Genomic DNA, 13,457 nt, shown 5'->3' on the forward strand with positions numbered 1-13,457 from the left:
GTCGGCCGCTCGCCGCTGGCCGTGTGGGTGCCGGCCGTTCCACGGCCGTGGGGGGTAGGACGGGCGGCCCCGTCCCGCCGGCCGTGCGGGCAGTCGCGTCGGCCGCTCGCCGCTGGCCGTGTGGGTGCCGGCCGTTCCACGGCCGTGGGGGGTAGGACGGGCGGCCCCGTCCCGCCGGCCGTGCGGGCAGTCGTGCCGCAGGGCGATGGGGGTCCCCCCTGCTCGAGCGAAGTCGAGAGCTTGCGGGAGGGTGGGCACACGGCACCCCGGTCCCGCGAGGGCTCGCGCAGCCACCCCGCACCCCGGTCCGGCTGCGGTCCGGACCCCGTCCGGGTGGAGCTCCGCTCCGGGCGGTGCCGGGTCCGGCAAAGCCACCGAGCTGGCCGGGCGGCGCTGCGGCCGGAGCCGAGGCAACGCTTCGGTGGGGCCGGAGCGAGCCCGCTGGGCGGCGTTCCGGTGTGCCCACCCGTTCCGCCCTGCGGAACGCCTGCCCACACCTCAGCGGAGCTGCCTGCCCGCACCTCGGCGGAGGCCGCCCGGGCCTCGGCGGGGGCTATTGGCCGTCTCGGGCGGCCATCGCCGCGCCTACGATGCCCGCGTTGTTCTGCAGCTGGGCCGGGAGGATTTCGGCGCGGATGCCGGTGATCAGGGGGAGGAACTTCTCGGGTTTGCGGCTGACGCCGCCGCCCAGGATGAAGAGGTCCGGGGAGAAGAGCATCTCCACGTGGGCCAGGTACTTGTGCAGCCGCTTGGCCCAGCGTTCCCAGCTCAGCTCGCCGTCTTCCTTGGCCTTCACCGAGGCCCGCGTCTCCGCGTCGTGCCCGTGCAGTTCCAGGTGGCCGAGCTCGGTGTTGGGGACCAGGTGGCCGTTGGTGAAGAGGGCGCTGCCGATGCCCGTGCCCAGGGTGAGCAGGATGACCGTGCCCTGGCGGCCGCGGCCCGCGCCGTACGTCATCTCGGCGACGCCCGCCGCGTCCGCGTCGTTGAGGACCGTCACCGGCAGCCCGTCGAGCTGCCGGGAGAGCAGCGCCCGCGCGTCCAGGTCGATCCAGGACTTGTCCACGTTGGCCGCGGAACGGGTGATCCCGCCCGTGACCACCCCCGGGAAGGTGATTCCGACCGGGCCTGACCAGTCGAAGGCCCGGACCACCTCTGCGACGCATCCGGCCACCCCCTCGGGGGTGGCCGGGTGCGGTGTCAGTACTTTGTGGCGCTCTGCCACCAGTTCGCCGTGCGCCAGGTCCACGGGCGCGCCCTTGATGCCGGACCCGCCGATGTCCACGCCCATGATCTGCGTCATCTGCATGGACATACCGTACGAAAGGAGTTACTCGTCGGCGACCAGTTCCGCCGCCTCGGCGCGCAGGTCGCGGCGCAGCTCCTTGGGCAGGGAGAAGGTGATCGACTCCTCCGCCGTCTTGACGATCTCGACGTCGGCGTAGCCGCGCTCGGCCAGCCATTCGAGGACCTCTTCGACCAGGACCTCGGGAACCGAGGCGCCGGAGGTGAGGCCGATCGTGGTGACGCCTTCCAGCCATGCCTCGTCGATCTCGCTCGCGAAGTCGACCAGGTGGGCGGCCTTGGCGCCGGCGTCCTTGGCGACCTCGACGAGCCGGATGGAGTTCGAGGAGTTCTTGGAGCCGACCACGATGACCAGGTCGGAGTCCGCGCCCATCACCTTGACGGCTGCCTGGCGGTTCGAGGTGGCGTAGCAGATGTCGTCGCTCGGCGGGGAGACGAGGAGCGGGAACTTCGTCTTCAGCGCGTCGACGGTCTCCATGGTCTCGTCGACCGACAGGGTGGTCTGGGAGAGCCAGACGACCTTGGACTCGTCCCGGACGGTGACCTTGTCCACGTCGTGCGGGCCGTCGACGATCGTGATGTGGTCGGGGGCCTCGCCGGAGGTGCCGATGACCTCCTCGTGGCCCTCGTGGCCGATCAGGAGGATGTCGAAGTCCTCGTTCGCGTAGCGGATGGCCTCCTTGTGCACCTTGGTGACCAGCGGGCAGGTCGCGTCGATGGTCGCGAGCTTGCCGCGGGCGGCCTCCTCGTGCACCACGGGGGCCACGCCGTGGGCGGAGAACATCACGATGTTGCCGGGCGGGACCTCCTCGGTCCGCTCGACGAAGATGGCGCCCTTCTTCTCCAGCGTCTGGACGACGTACTTGTTGTGCACGATCTCGTGGCGGACGTAGACCGGAGCGCCGTACTGCTCGAGGGCCTTCTCGACGGCGATCACGGCTCGGTCGACGCCCGCGCAGTAACCGCGGGGGGCGGCGAGCAGCACACGGCGACGGGAGGCGGGCGAAGCAGGAGCAGTCATACGGACCATCGTACGGCCGCGTCGCTGAGCCCGAAGATCGGTCCGCCGACAGAGACTGGGCCGGAATCCTGTTCACCCCGTCGCCCGGAGGAAGCATGGCGGAGGTCAGGGCGGAGGTCCGTGACGGCCAGGACCGGCTGCGGCGGAACCTCGGGTTCCGCGACCTGGTGGTCTACGGGCTGCTGTTCATCGCCCCCATGGCCCCGGTCGGCATCTTCGGCACCCTCGACGCCAAGTCGCACGGAGCGGTCGCGCTGGTCTACGTGTGCGCGACCGTCGCGATGGGCTTCACCGCGTTCTCCTACGCGCAGATGGTGCGGGTGGCGCCGCAGGCCGGGTCGGTCTTCACGTACGCCCGAAAGGGGCTGGGTGAGGGCGCGGGGCTGGTCGCCGGCTGGATGGCGATGCTGGACTACCTGCTGATCCCGGCGGTGGCCTACCTCTTCTCCGGGATCGCGATGAACGCGCTGGTGCCGGAGGTCTCCCGGTGGGTGTGGACGACCCTGGCGGTGGTGGTGACCACGCTGCTGAACCTGTGGGGCGTACGGGCGGCGGCGCGCGTGGGCTTCGTCGTGCTGGCCATGGAGGTCGTGGTCCTGCTGGTGTTCCTGGTGGCCGCGGTGACCGTGCTGGCGCAGGACGGGGCCCGGCGCGGCTGGCTGTCGCCGGTGACCGGCGACGGCTCGCTCGGGTTCAGCCCGGCGGCGGTCCTCGGCGCGGTCTCGGTGGCCGTGCTCTCGTACCTGGGGTTCGACGCGATCGCCTCCTTCGCGGAGGAGGTCACCGGAGGATCGGAGCGGGTGGCGCGGGCGCTGCTGTCCTGCCTGGCGCTCACCGGCGTGCTGTTCTTCGCGCAGACCTATCTGGCGGCGCTGCTCACCCCGTCCACCGCGGCGGAGCTCACGGCGGACCCGGGGCTGCAGGGGCCGGCCTTCTACGAGGCCGTGGACGCGGGCGTCGGGACCTGGCTGCGCGACCTGGTGGCGCTGAGCAAGGCGATCGGGGCGGCCTTCGCGGCGCTGGCGGGGCAGGCGGCGGCCGGGCGGCTGCTGTTCGCCATGGCCCGGGAGCGACGGCTGCCGCACGCGCTGGCCCGCACCTCGGGCGGCACCCCGCGGCCGGCGCTGCTGGTGGCGGCGGTGATCACGCTGGTCGCCGCGGTGTGGGCGGCCCGCCGGGACGACGGGCTGGACCACCTGGTCTCGGTGGTCGACATCGGGGCGCTGGTGGCCTTCACCCTGCTGCACGCCTCGGTGGTGGGCTGGTTCTGGGTGAAGCGGGGCGACGGGCCGCCCAGCTGGTGGCGGCACCTGCTGGTGCCGGTGCTGGGTGCGGCGGTGACGCTGGCGGTGGTCGTCGAGGCCTCCGGGGCGGCCCAGGTGGTGGGCGGGGCCTGGCTGGCGGTGGGGCTGGCGGTGCTGTTCCTGCAGCGCGGGCGACGCCCGGCCGGTTCCCCCGGCGGATCCCCCGGCGGATCCCCCGGCGAGTGAGCCGAAGGGGCGCGCCGCCGCCGAAAGGGAGAGCGCGCGGAAGCCCGTGAGGAACGAGTGGGCTGAGCACGGTCGGCCGTCGGCAGCGGCTCCCGGCGCCCCGGAGGCGAACCGGGCCTCAATCAAGGGGGCTTGTCGGCGGCGCCCGTTAGCCTTCGTGCATGGGTCTGAATACGTCGGCCGAGGCGCCGCTGCCCGTCGGCCAGGTGTCCCGGCTCATCGGGGGCTGGATCGAGCGGCTCGGCCAGGTGTGGGTGGAGGGGCAGATCACCCAGCTGTCGCGCCGTCCGGGTGCGGGGGTGGTCTTCCTGACCCTGCGCGATCCGTCGCACGACATCTCGGTGAGCGTGACCTGCTACCGGCAGGTGTTCGACGAGGTCGCGGACGCGGTGTCGGAGGGCGCACGGGTGGTCGTCCTGGCCAAGCCTGAGTGGTACGCGCCGCGCGGCCAGCTCAGTCTGCGCGCCTTCGAGATACGGCCGGTGGGCATCGGGGAGCTGCTGGCCCGGCTGGAGCGGCTCAAGCGCTCGCTCGCCGCCGAGGGTCTGTTCGCCCTGGAGCGGAAGAAGCCGCTGCCGTTCCTGCCGCAGCTGGTCGGCCTGGTGGTGGGGCGGGCCTCGGCGGCCGAGCGGGACGTGCTGGAGAACGCCCGGCGCCGCTGGCCCGCGGTCCGCTTCGAGGTCCGCAACGTGGCGGTCCAGGGGGTCCACGCGGTGCCCCAGGTGGTGCAGGCGGTCAAGGAGCTGGACGCCCTCGACGAGGTCGACGTGATCATCGTGGCGCGCGGCGGCGGCAGCGTGGAGGATCTGCTGCCGTTCTCCGACGAGCAGGTCGTACGGGCGGTCGCCGCGGCCCGCACCCCGGTGGTCTCCGCGATCGGGCACGAGCCGGACTCCCCGCTGCTCGACCTGGTGGCCGATCTGCGGGCGTCCACGCCGACCGACGCCGCGAAGAAGGTGGTCCCGGACGTCGGGGAGGAGCTGGAGCGGGTCCGGCAGCTGCGCGACCGCGCCCTGCGCGCCGTGCGGGGTCTGCTGGACCGGGAGGAGCGGGGCCTGGCGCACGCGCTGGCCCGGCCGGTGTTCGTGCATCCGCAGCGGATGGTGGAGACCCGGGAGGACGAGCTGGAGGCGCTGCTGGGGCGCAGTCGGCGGACCCTGGGGCACCTCCTGGACCGGGCGGAGTCGGAGCTCGCGCACACCCGCGCCCGGGTGGTGGCGCTGTCGCCGGCGGCGACGCTGGAGCGCGGCTACGCGGTGCTGCAGCGCTCGGACGGGCACGTGGTGCGGTCGCCCGAGGAGGTTTCCGCGGGCGAGGTGCTGCGGGCGCGGGTCGCGGCGGGCGAGTTCCCGGTGTCGGTGGCCGACGGGCACGGCGAGTGACGACACGCTCCGGCAATATTTTCGTTGCACAACACATCTAAGGTGGCAGGAATGGCCGAGGCAGAGACGGCGCTGGGGTACGAGCAGGCCCGGGACGAGCTCATCGAGGTGGTCCGCAAGCTGGAGGCGGGCGGCACCTCGCTGGAGGAGTCCCTCGCGCTCTGGGAGCGCGGCGAGGAGCTCGCCAAGGTCTGCCGGCACTGGCTGGAGGGAGCCAGGGCGCGGCTGGACTCCGCCCTGGCGGCCCGCGAGGTCGCCGCGGACTCCGAGGAGGGCTGAGGCGGGCGGGTGCGGCTCCCCCGGGGGCCGCGAGGGCAGTGGTGAGCGGGACCACCCCCCGATAGTTGAAAATTCATCTATCGCGGCGTAAGGTCGTGCCATCGCTTCACCACCGCATGGAAGAAGGCTTTTCCGATGTCCCTCGCCCTTGACGCCGCCGCCCAGGACCTCCTGTTCCGTGAGGCCCGCACCGCCAACTCGTTCACCGACGAGCCGGTGACCGAGGAGCAGGTCCAGGCGATCTACGACCTGGTCAAGTTCGGTCCGACCGCCTTCAACCAGACCCCGCTGCGGATCACCCTGGTCCGCTCCCCCGAGGCCCGTGAGCGCCTGGTGAAGCACATGGCCGAGGGCAACCAGGCCAAGACGGCCGCCGCCCCGCTGGTCGCGATACTCGCCGCGGACAACGAGTTCCACGAGGAGCTCCCGCAGCTGCTCCCGCACTTCCCGCAGGCCAAGGACCTCTTCTTCGCCGAGCGCCCGGCCCGCGAGCAGTCCGCGCTGCTGAACGCCGCCCTGCAGGCCGCCTACTTCATCGTGGGCGTGCGCGCCGCCGGCCTGGCCGCCGGCCCGATGACCGGCCTGGACTTCGCCGGCCTGCAGAAGGAGTTCCTGGACGACGACCACACCCCGCTGATGGTCGTCAACATCGGCAAGCCGGCCGAGGACGCCGCCCCGTTCCCGCGCTCCCCGCGCCTGGGCTTCGACGAGGTCGTCACCACCGTCTGAGCCACGCCCAGAGCCATGCCCCGAGCCACGCCGGCGGCAGGCCCCGAGCGGCAAGAGGCCGCCCACCCCGGTTCTCCCGGGGCGGGCGGCCTCTTCTCGTTCTCGCGCCGTGCGCGGTCCCGCGCTCCCGCGGTCCCGCGCGCCGGCGCGCTCAGCCCTTCTTGAACTCCAGCGCCGCGGCCATCTTGCCGAGCTGCTCGAAGGAGGCCGTGCCGGTCACCACCGTCACGTGCCCGTCACCCTTGAGGACCAGCGCGTCGTACTTCGGGCCGTCCCAGCGCTCCCACGCCGTACCGCCGACCTGCTGCGTCCCGCCCGTGGCCGTCGCCTGCTGGGTCACCCCCGCAAGGTACTTCGGCGAGGGGTCGCTGGACTGCTCCACGGCCACGTACTGGTTCTCGGGGTCCAGGAAGCCCAGGTGCCAGGCGTCGGCGTTCCTCCGCTCGTACGTGACCGAGGTCGCCCGCCACTCCTGCGGCAGGCCCACCGGCGCGGCCAGCGGGTAGGGCGCCGCCCTCCGGGCGGTGATGGTCTCGACCCGGTAGTCGACCACGCGCGTCGGATCGGCCTTTTCGTCATGCGGGATGAAGATGTAGATCCCGGCGACGATGACCCCGAGCACCGCCAGCGACCGGACCATGTCCCAGACCGTCTGCTTGCCTTTCATACCTGCCACGCCCCTATCGTCCCGTACCGCCGGAACGATCACGGACGGGGGGTCCTCTTCGAGCGTGTCTCCGGCGGACCTCCGATGCGCCTCCGGTGCGCCTCTGGCGCGACCCGTGCGCCGCCCCGCAGACTGCCCCGGGCGCCGCGCAGAGACCGCCGGGTGCCCGATATGCCGCTCATACGTGACCCCCTCTGCTCAATTTGTCGACGTACCGATAGAGTTCCAGCACCCTCACATCACGGCCGTCGTCGTACAGAAAGGTGCGCTCCGATGACCGAGCACCACAACCTGCCGCCCCAGCTCGAAGTCTCTCCCGAGGCCCCCGACCGCAACCTCGCCCTGGAACTGGTCCGGGTCACCGAGGCCGCCGCCCTGGCCGCCGGCCGGTGGGTCGGGCGCGGCGACAAGATCGGCGCCGACGGTGCCGCGGTCAACGCCATGCGCACCCTGATCTCCACCGTCTCGATGAACGGCGTCGTCGTCATCGGCGAGGGCGAGAAGGACGAAGCCCCGATGCTCTTCAACGGCGAGCGGGTCGGCGACGGCACCGGCGCCGAGGTCGACATCGCGGTGGACCCGATCGACGGCACCACCCTCAACGCCAAGGGCATGCCGAACGCCATCGCCGTGCTGGCCGCCGCCGACCGCGGCACCATGTTCGACCCGTCCGCGGTCTTCTACATGGACAAGCTGGTCACCGGCCCCGAGGCCGCTGACTTCGTCGACATCAACGCCCCCGTGTCGGTCAACATCCGCCGGGTCGCCAAGGCCAAGGGCATGGCCGTCGAGGACGTCACCGTGGTGATCCTCGACCGCCCCCGCCACGAGGGCATCGTCAAGGAGATCCGCGAGACCGGCGCGCGCATCAAGTTCATCTCGGACGGCGACGTGGCCGGCTCCATCATGGCCGCCCGCGAGGGCACCGGCGTGGACCTGCTGCTCGGCATCGGCGGCACGCCCGAGGGCATCATCTCCGCCTGCGCCATAAAGTGCCTCGGCGGTGTGATCCAGGGCAAGCTGTGGCCCAAGGACGACGCCGAGCGCCAGAAGGCCCTCGACGCCGGCCACGACCTGGACCGCGTCCTGACCACCAACGACCTGGTCTCCGGCGAGAACGTCTTCTTCGTCGCCACCGGCATCACCGACGGCGAGCTGCTGCGCGGCGTGCACTACCGCGCGGCGACGGCGTCCACGTCCTCGCTGGTCATGCGCTCCAAGTCGGGCACGATCCGGAAGATCGACTCCACCCACCGGCTCTCGAAGCTGCGCGCGTACAGCGCGATCGACTTCGACAAGGCGCAGTAGTACCACCAGACCCGGGACTACCGGCCTGTCGGCCGTGGCGACGACGCGAAGGGGCGGCCCCCGCCGGGGGCCGCCCCTTCGCGTGCCGTACGGCCCACGCCGCGTACGGCAGGCACGGCGCACGGCAGGCAGGGCGTACGGCAGGCACGGCGTACGCCGGACCGGTCAGCCAGCGGCGGCGATCGGCTCGCTGCCGGGCTGCTGCCGCAGCTCCCCGGCCCGGCGGCGCATCCGCGCCAGCACCACGCGGCGCTCGGCGGCGGTGAGCCCGCCCCACACCCCGTACGGCTCGGGCTGCAGCAGTGCGTGCTGCCGGCAGGCGATCATGACGGGGCAGCGGGCGCACACGCGCTTGGCGGCCTCCTCGCGTGACAGCCGGGCCGCGGTCGGCTCCTTGGACGGCGCGAAGAACAGTCCCGCCTCGTCCCGCTTGCACACCGCCTCCGCGTGCCATGGGCCGGCCTCTTCCCGCGACGGCACCCGCGGACTGGGCAGAGCTGCGACGGCGGCTACCTGCAGGGACTGATGCGGCGGATGCTGCACGGTCTACTCCTGACGACGTATTCACGAGCCATTCACGAGCCGAGACGATGCACCTGTCCCTACCCGCTGTACGCGCCCATATGCGCCGTGTGGGGTGATCCGGCCGTGAACTGGCCGGGAACCGGCCGCCCGCCCTCCGCCGTACGCCGCCCGGGCTCAGCCGTCCTTGGGCTTGTTGCGCAGCCGGTTCGCCAGGTCCACCAGGCGGGCCCCCAGTCTGGGGCGGGCCTCGATGTTGCCGAGCAGGGCGAACCCGCGGACGACCACGACCGGCGCCTGCGGATCCGTTTCGCCGCGGCTCTCCCCGCGGATGTCGAAGCTGCCGAGCACCCCGTTGCCGAACCCGCGCAGGGTGACGTTCTCCGGGACCAGGATCTCCACGTTGCCCATCACCACGGTCACGTTGATCTCGGTGAGCTGCTGCTCGAACACGGCCTGGGTGAGGTCGATGGTGATGTCGCCCATGACGGCCACCGCGCGGGTGCGGGGGCCGGGGCGCCAGCGGCCGCGCCGGGCGGAGCTGCTGCAGACGGCGACCACGGACTCCGAGTACCCCGCGCCGGCGGGTGCGTACGGGGACGGCTGCCCGGCCGGGCCCGCGGCGGCGCCGGGACGGAGGCCGCCCTGGTCCGCGGGCAGGTCCCGCACCAGCTCCGCCAGCTCGCCGACGGTCTTCACCGCGTACATCGTGTCCAGGCGCTCGGAGTGTTCCTCCGCGCTGAGCCTGCCCTCCGCGAAGGCGTCGCCCAGGATCCGGGAGATCCGGTCGCGGTCGGCGTCCGAGGCGCGCAGCTCGGCGGGTGCGGCGGCGGGGGCAGCGGGGTGCTTTTCCAGGTCCACGGAAGCAGCATAGCCAAACACGATAGATCGCGATACTACAGAGTGGAGCCGAGTCGGGCCCGACTGAGCCTTACCTCACATACCGACCTTCGAGGCCGACGTCCTAGGCTGGTGTGCTGCGCTGCCAATAGGTCGTCAGCGCTGTCTGCCGAGTGAGGAATGGCCACAGAATGCCGGAGTTCGCGTACACCGACCTGCTGCCCCTGGGCGAGGACACCACCCCCTACCGACTGGTGACGGCCGAGGGCGTGTCCACCGTCGAGGCGGACGGACGCACGTTCCTCAAGGTCGAGCCGGAGGCGCTGCGCAAGCTGGCCGAAGAGGCCATCCACGACATCCAGCACTTCCTGCGGCCCGCGCACCTCGCGCAGCTGCGCCGGATCATCGACGACCCCGAGGCCTCCTCGAACGACAAGTTCGTCGCCCTCGACCTGCTGAAGAACGCGAACATCGCGGCGGCCGGCGTGCTGCCGATGTGCCAGGACACCGGCACCGCCATCGTGATGGGCAAGCGCGGCCAGAACGTGCTCACCCGGGGCGGTGACGAGGAAGCCCTCTCGCGCGGGATCTACGACGCGTACACGAAGCTGAACCTGCGCTACTCGCAGATGGCCCCGCTGACCATGTGGGAGGAGAAGAACACCGGCTCGAACCTGCCCGCGCAGATCGAGCTGTACGCGACCGACGGCGGCGCGTACAAGTTCCTCTTCATGGCCAAGGGCGGCGGCTCGGCCAACAAGTCCTTCCTCTACCAGGAGACCAAGGCCGTCCTGAACGAGGCCTCCATGATGAAGTTCCTGGAGGAGAAGATCCGTTCGCTGGGCACGGCCGCCTGCCCGCCGTACCACCTGGCGATCGTCGTCGGCGGCACCTCGGCCGAGCACGCGCTGAAGACCGCGAAGCTGGCCTCCGCGCACTACCTCGACGAGCTGCCCCGCGAGGGCTCCGCCCTGGGCAACGGCTTCCGCGACGAGGCCCTGGAGCAGCAGGTCTTCGAGCTCACGCAGAAGATCGGCATCGGCGCGCAGTTCGGCGGCAAGTACTTCTGCCACGACGTCCGCGTCGTCCGCCTGCCGCGCCACGGCGCGTCCCTGCCGGTCGCGATCGCCGTCTCCTGCTCGGCCGACCGCCAGGCGGTCGCGAAGATCACCGCCGAGGGCGTCTTCCTGGAGCAGCTGGAGCGCGACCCGGCCCGCTTCCTGCCGGACACCACGGACGAGCACCTGGACGCCGCGTCGGACGTGGTGGAGATCGACCTCAACCAGCCGATGGACGAGATCCTCGCGACGCTCACCCGGCACCCGGTGAAGACGCGGCTCTCCCTGACCGGCCCGCTGGTCGTGGCGCGCGACATCGCGCACGCCAAGATCAAGGAGCGGCTGGACGCGGGCGAGGACATGCCGCAGTACCTGAAGGACCACCCGGTCTACTACGCGGGCCCGGCGAAGACCCCCGAGGGCTACGCGTCCGGCTCCTTCGGCCCGACCACGGCCGGCCGCATGGACTCCTACGTCGAGCAGTTCCAGGCGGCGGGCGGCTCCAAGGTCATGCTGGCCAAGGGCAACCGCTCGCAGCAGGTCACCGACGCCTGCGGCGCGCACGGCGGCTTCTACCTCGGCTCGATCGGCGGCCCGGCGGCCCGGCTGGCCCAGGACTGCATCAAGAAGGTCGAGGTCGTCGAGTACGAGGAGCTCGGCATGGAGGCCGTCTGGAAGATCGAGGTCGAGGACTTCCCGGCGTTCATCGTCGTCGACGACAAGGGAAACGACTTCTTCCAGAATCCCGCCCCGGAGCCGACCTTCACCCACATCCCGGTCCGCGGCCCGGGCCTGGCGTAACGTCCGCCGGCGGGGCGGGGCCCCTCGGGGGCTCCCGCCCCGCCGCTTCACGCGCCGGTCGTGCGGTGCGACTCCAGGAGGGCTGCCTCCACCGGGGTGGCGTCGTAGCCGTGGACGCGCAGCCGGTTCAGCTCGGCGATGGTCAGGCCGAGGATTTCGCGGGCCGCTTTGAGCGGGACGCCGTCCGGGCCTCCGATGCGGACCCGGACGGTGCCCTCGCGGGCGATGATCCGCTCACGGACGAAGTCCGGCGGCACACCCCATTCGCGACCGCACGCCTGGACGACGTAGCGCGGGCAGTATTCCTCGGAGTACCAGCGGAGGCGGCCGTCCTCGACGGTCTGCCACTCCTGCCGGACGCATTCCTCGCAGGGCTCGCAGTGAAAGGTCACGAACTGTTCGGCCATCCGTGCAGCATGCGGTAGCGGGGGCGGGGGCGCATCCCGATAACGTCGGGTGCATGACTCAGCTGTCCAGCCTTTACGCCCGGGCCGGTCGGGGCGGGCCGGCCGCGCGATCCGCGGTCCGTGTCGTCGCGCACCGGGGGGCCTCCCACGAGCACCCCGAGCACACCCTCGCCGCCTATCGGCAGGCCATCGCCGACGGGGCCGACGCGCTGGAGTGCGACGTGCGGCTCAGCCGCGACGGGCAGCTGGTGTGCGTGCACGACCGGAGCGTCGGGCGGACCTCCGACGGGCGCGGGGTGGTGTCCGCGATGACCTACGACGAGCTGGCCGCGCTGGACTTCGGCGCCTGGAAGGGACCCGGGCACGGCGGGGCGCGGGTGCTGCGCTTCGAGGAGCTGCTGGAGCTGGCGCTCGGGGCGCCGTACCCGGTGGGGCTGGCGGTGGAGACCAAGCATCCGAGCCGGGCCGGCGGCCGGCTGGAAGCCGAGCTGGTGCGCGTGCTGCGGGCGTACGGGCTGGCCGACGGGGCTTCGGGGCGCATCGAGGTGATGAGCTTCTCGCGGAACGCGCTGCAGCGGCTGAACCGACTCGCGCCCGGACTGCCGTCCGTGTACCTGATCGAGCGGACCGTGCGGCCGCCGCGGCCGCCGTTCGCCGGGCACGCCGGTCCGGGGATCGACCTCGTACGGCGCGATCCGGGGCTGGTGGGGCGGCTGAAGGCCAAGGGGCTGCGGGTGCGGGTGTGGACGGTGGACGAGCCCGAGGACGTCGACCTGTGCCTGCGCCTCGGTGTGGAGACGATCATCACCAACCGGCCGCGTGAGGTGCGGGAGTACGTCGACGCCCGATGAGGTGACGATGCGCTCCTCTGCCGATCGGCAGAGCGCGGCCCCACAGGTCGGGCCGATCGGCAGATGGCTGCCCCCCATGCCCCCGGGCGAGGGTTGTCCTGTGCCCGAACGGGGCACCTGACCCGGGGAGTTCGCATGAAGATCCGCAGCCTTGCCGTGCCCGCCGCCGCGCTGGCCGCCGTCACGGCGCTGATGGCCGCCGCGCCCGCACCGGCCTCCGCACCGCGTACCGCCGCCGTGCACGGCGCCGCCCGGGTGCTGTTCCCGTACGCGGGGAAGGGCGATGACATCCGGTTCAGCGTGGACGCGCAGGCGGCGCCGTACACCCGTCCCTTCAGCGTCGAGGGAAGGCAGCTGAAGGGGTCGCCGCTGGATGCGAAGGGCAAGGTCACCGTCTACCACCGGGTGGCGGCGACGGGCGAAGTGGGCACGTCGGAGGCCGAGGTGGACTGCCTGGTCACCGGTGACGGGGTGGCCACCCTCACGGCGGTCGTGACGAAGTCGAACATCGACTCGAAGGGCACCCGGATCGGCATCAGCGTGCAGGACGGCCGATACGGAGCTCCGGACCGGCTGGGCTTCTCGTGGGGTATCGCCAACGCCGACCCGGGCCACGACCCGGTCCTCGCCCGGGCGGGCACCTGCATGGCCCCGGCGCCCTTCACGAAGGTGACCGAGGGCGGGTTCAAGGTGGCCTCCGCCCCGCTGCCGCAGTGGCAGGACCCGTGGCAGTAGCCGTGGCAGTAGCCGTGGCAGGAAGGGGAAACACCCGGCCGAACGGTCCGGCCGGGTGTGGGGGG

General features: G+C 72.2%; 14 protein-coding genes. 8 read left to right on the top strand and 6 right to left on the bottom strand.

Annotated features, from left to right (window positions below; translation table 11 throughout):
- Positions 1–553: 553 nt before the first annotated feature.
- Both ppgK and AC067U_RS29535 read right to left on the bottom strand, forming a co-directional pair.
- Positions 554–1,306, bottom strand: a complete 753-nt coding sequence (ppgK, locus tag AC067U_RS29530) for a polyphosphate--glucose phosphotransferase (protein ID WP_478832854.1) — start codon at positions 1,304–1,306, stop codon at positions 554–556.
- Positions 1,307–1,327: 21 nt separating this feature from the next.
- Complete coding sequence (locus AC067U_RS29535; RefSeq protein WP_478832855.1) at positions 1,328–2,332, bottom strand: 4-hydroxy-3-methylbut-2-enyl diphosphate reductase; 1,005 nt, start codon at positions 2,330–2,332, stop codon at positions 1,328–1,330.
- A gap of 86 nt (positions 2,333–2,418) precedes the next feature.
- Between AC067U_RS29535 and AC067U_RS29540 the strand changes: the two genes are divergently transcribed.
- The 4 genes from AC067U_RS29540 to AC067U_RS29555 all read left to right on the top strand — a co-directional run bounded on the left by AC067U_RS29540 (position 2,419) and on the right by AC067U_RS29555 (position 6,203).
- A complete protein-coding gene (locus tag AC067U_RS29540) occupies positions 2,419–3,813 on the top strand; it encodes an APC family permease (RefSeq protein ID WP_478832856.1) in 1,395 nt (464 codons plus the stop codon).
- Positions 3,814–3,974: 161 nt separating this feature from the next.
- A complete protein-coding gene (xseA, locus tag AC067U_RS29545) occupies positions 3,975–5,195 on the top strand; it encodes an exodeoxyribonuclease VII large subunit (protein ID WP_478832857.1) in 1,221 nt (406 codons plus the stop codon).
- Between the two features lie 51 nt (positions 5,196–5,246).
- On the top strand, positions 5,247–5,474 hold the full coding sequence (locus AC067U_RS29550; RefSeq protein WP_478832858.1) for an exodeoxyribonuclease VII small subunit: 228 nt from the start codon (positions 5,247–5,249) through the stop codon (positions 5,472–5,474).
- Positions 5,475–5,609: 135 nt separating this feature from the next.
- Positions 5,610–6,203: a malonic semialdehyde reductase gene (locus AC067U_RS29555; RefSeq protein ID WP_478832859.1), complete on the top strand. Its 594-nt coding sequence runs from the start codon at positions 5,610–5,612 to the stop codon at positions 6,201–6,203.
- A 151-nt stretch (positions 6,204–6,354) separates the two neighbouring features.
- Here the strand turns inward: AC067U_RS29555 and AC067U_RS29560 are convergent, their stop codons facing one another.
- Entirely contained in the window at positions 6,355–6,870 is a 516-nt protein-coding gene (locus tag AC067U_RS29560) for a DUF4245 domain-containing protein (protein ID WP_478833020.1), read from the bottom strand.
- A 273-nt stretch (positions 6,871–7,143) separates the two neighbouring features.
- On the opposite strand from AC067U_RS29560, the gene glpX reads away from it, so the two are divergent.
- Positions 7,144–8,178 carry a class II fructose-bisphosphatase gene (gene glpX / locus AC067U_RS29565; protein WP_478832860.1) on the top strand — a complete coding sequence of 345 codons (1,035 nt, stop codon included), beginning with the start codon at positions 7,144–7,146 and terminating at the stop codon, positions 8,176–8,178.
- A gap of 165 nt (positions 8,179–8,343) precedes the next feature.
- Here glpX and AC067U_RS29570 read toward each other — a convergent pair whose 3' ends face one another.
- Both AC067U_RS29570 and AC067U_RS29575 read right to left on the bottom strand, forming a co-directional pair.
- The gene (locus AC067U_RS29570) at positions 8,344–8,721 is read right to left on the bottom strand and encodes a WhiB family transcriptional regulator (RefSeq protein WP_478832861.1); all 378 of its coding nucleotides are present in this window, start codon (positions 8,719–8,721) and stop codon (positions 8,344–8,346) included.
- 156 nt (positions 8,722–8,877) lie between these two features.
- Positions 8,878–9,561, bottom strand: coding sequence for a DUF1707 SHOCT-like domain-containing protein (locus tag AC067U_RS29575; RefSeq protein WP_478832862.1), 684 nt, complete (start codon positions 9,559–9,561; stop codon positions 8,878–8,880).
- 170 nt (positions 9,562–9,731) lie between these two features.
- Between AC067U_RS29575 and AC067U_RS29580 the strand changes: the two genes are divergently transcribed.
- Entirely contained in the window at positions 9,732–11,399 is a 1,668-nt protein-coding gene (locus AC067U_RS29580) for a fumarate hydratase (RefSeq protein ID WP_478832863.1), read from the top strand.
- Positions 11,400–11,446: 47 nt separating this feature from the next.
- Here the strand turns inward: AC067U_RS29580 and AC067U_RS29585 are convergent, their stop codons facing one another.
- Positions 11,447–11,806 carry a hypothetical protein gene (locus AC067U_RS29585; RefSeq protein ID WP_478832864.1) on the bottom strand — a complete coding sequence of 120 codons (360 nt, stop codon included), beginning with the start codon at positions 11,804–11,806 and terminating at the stop codon, positions 11,447–11,449.
- A gap of 53 nt (positions 11,807–11,859) precedes the next feature.
- Between AC067U_RS29585 and AC067U_RS29590 the strand changes: the two genes are divergently transcribed.
- On the top strand, positions 11,860–12,657 hold the full coding sequence (locus AC067U_RS29590) for a glycerophosphodiester phosphodiesterase (RefSeq protein ID WP_478832865.1): 798 nt from the start codon (positions 11,860–11,862) through the stop codon (positions 12,655–12,657).
- Positions 12,658–12,792: 135 nt separating this feature from the next.
- Positions 12,793–13,392 carry a hypothetical protein gene (locus AC067U_RS29595; protein ID WP_478832866.1) on the top strand — a complete coding sequence of 200 codons (600 nt, stop codon included), beginning with the start codon at positions 12,793–12,795 and terminating at the stop codon, positions 13,390–13,392.
- Positions 13,393–13,457 lie beyond the last annotated feature (65 nt).

The sequence above is a fragment of the Streptomyces sp. NPDC043853 genome, from assembly GCF_056436025.1.

Coding starts and splice junctions, on each gene's coding strand:
- ppgK (WP_478832854.1), bottom strand. CDS start 1,306: ATGCAGATGACGCAGATCATGGGCGTGGACATCGGCGGGTCCGGCATC.
- AC067U_RS29535 (WP_478832855.1), bottom strand. CDS start 2,332: ATGGTCCGTATGACTGCTCCTGCTTCGCCCGCCTCCCGTCGCCGTGTG.
- AC067U_RS29540 (WP_478832856.1), top strand. CDS start 2,419: ATGGCGGAGGTCAGGGCGGAGGTCCGTGACGGCCAGGACCGGCTGCGG.
- xseA (WP_478832857.1), top strand. CDS start 3,975: ATGGGTCTGAATACGTCGGCCGAGGCGCCGCTGCCCGTCGGCCAGGTG.
- AC067U_RS29550 (WP_478832858.1), top strand. CDS start 5,247: ATGGCCGAGGCAGAGACGGCGCTGGGGTACGAGCAGGCCCGGGACGAG.
- AC067U_RS29555 (WP_478832859.1), top strand. CDS start 5,610: ATGTCCCTCGCCCTTGACGCCGCCGCCCAGGACCTCCTGTTCCGTGAG.
- AC067U_RS29560 (WP_478833020.1), bottom strand. CDS start 6,870: ATGAAAGGCAAGCAGACGGTCTGGGACATGGTCCGGTCGCTGGCGGTG.
- glpX (WP_478832860.1), top strand. CDS start 7,144: ATGACCGAGCACCACAACCTGCCGCCCCAGCTCGAAGTCTCTCCCGAG.
- AC067U_RS29580 (WP_478832863.1), top strand. CDS start 9,732: ATGCCGGAGTTCGCGTACACCGACCTGCTGCCCCTGGGCGAGGACACC.
- AC067U_RS29585 (WP_478832864.1), bottom strand. CDS start 11,806: ATGGCCGAACAGTTCGTGACCTTTCACTGCGAGCCCTGCGAGGAATGC.
- AC067U_RS29590 (WP_478832865.1), top strand. CDS start 11,860: ATGACTCAGCTGTCCAGCCTTTACGCCCGGGCCGGTCGGGGCGGGCCG.
- AC067U_RS29595 (WP_478832866.1), top strand. CDS start 12,793: ATGAAGATCCGCAGCCTTGCCGTGCCCGCCGCCGCGCTGGCCGCCGTC.